At 51.5% G+C, this 264-nt stretch carries 1 rRNA gene; it reads right to left on the bottom strand.

The window, feature by feature from the left end:
* Nucleotides 1–264, bottom strand: a 16S ribosomal RNA gene (locus AAEY72_RS15260); the annotation flags it as partial.

Genomic DNA, 264 nt, shown 5'->3' with positions numbered 1-264 from the left:
ATCTACGCATTTCACCGCTACACCTGGAATTCTACCCCCCTCTACAAGACTCTAGTTCGCCAGTTCCAAATGCAATTCCCAGGTTGAGCCCGGGGATTTCACATCTGGCTTAACAAACCGCCTGCGCACGCTTTACGCCCAGTAATTCCGATTAACGCTCGGACCCTCCGTATTACCGCGGCTGCTGGCACGGAGTTAGCCGGTCCTTCTTCTGTAGGTAACGTCACAGTGATAGTTTATTAAACTACCACCTTTCCTCCCTAC

Source organism: Psychrobacter sp. W2-37-MNA-CIBAN-0211, from assembly GCF_040309405.1.
GTDB classification, from domain to species: domain Bacteria; phylum Pseudomonadota; class Gammaproteobacteria; order Pseudomonadales; family Moraxellaceae; genus Psychrobacter; species Psychrobacter glaciei.
The sequence above is the reverse complement of the archived record's forward strand: the minus strand, read 5'-3'. Positions and strand labels throughout refer to the sequence as shown.